The organism is Streptomyces sp. SID13726 (assembly GCF_010548375.1).
In the GTDB taxonomy this organism is placed as follows: domain Bacteria; phylum Actinomycetota; class Actinomycetes; order Streptomycetales; family Streptomycetaceae; genus Streptomyces.
Window position 1 is genome coordinate 1 of sequence record NZ_JAAGLY010000407.1, and the last position, 451, is coordinate 451.

General features: G+C 72.9%; 1 protein-coding gene. It reads left to right on the forward strand.

Annotated elements, in window-relative coordinates; genetic code table 11:
- Positions 1–451 (forward strand): cation:proton antiporter (locus G3I78_RS48310; protein ID WP_203616541.1); only part of this gene is annotated, 451 nt, incomplete at both ends.

Genomic DNA, 451 nt, shown 5'->3' on the forward strand with positions numbered 1-451 from the left:
AGCCTGATCGGACTCACCCTGCCGGGACAGGTCGCCGCGCTGACCGCCGCCGACGGACTCTGGCCGCTGTACGCCCTGGCGGTCGCCGCGACCCTGGTCACCGTACGTCTGCTGTGGGTCCTGCCGCTCTCGGCCGTCGTCCAGCGCAACGCCGGCGTACGCCCGTCCTGGCGCGTCCCGGCCGTGCTGACCTGGGCGGGAACGCGCGGCGTCGTCCCGCTGGCCGCGGCGCTGTCCATCCCGGTCCTGGCGGACGACGGAAGCCCTCTGGACCAGCGGCCACTCGTACTCGTACTGACGACGTCGGTGGTGGTGGTCACCCTTGTCGTTCAGGGTTTCACCTTGGCCGACGTGGTACGCCGCTCCGGCATCGCCCTCGAACCGGACCACACCGAACGCGAGGAGGCCTCGGCCCGCTGCGCCTCCGCGTCCCCCGGGATCCGGCGACTGG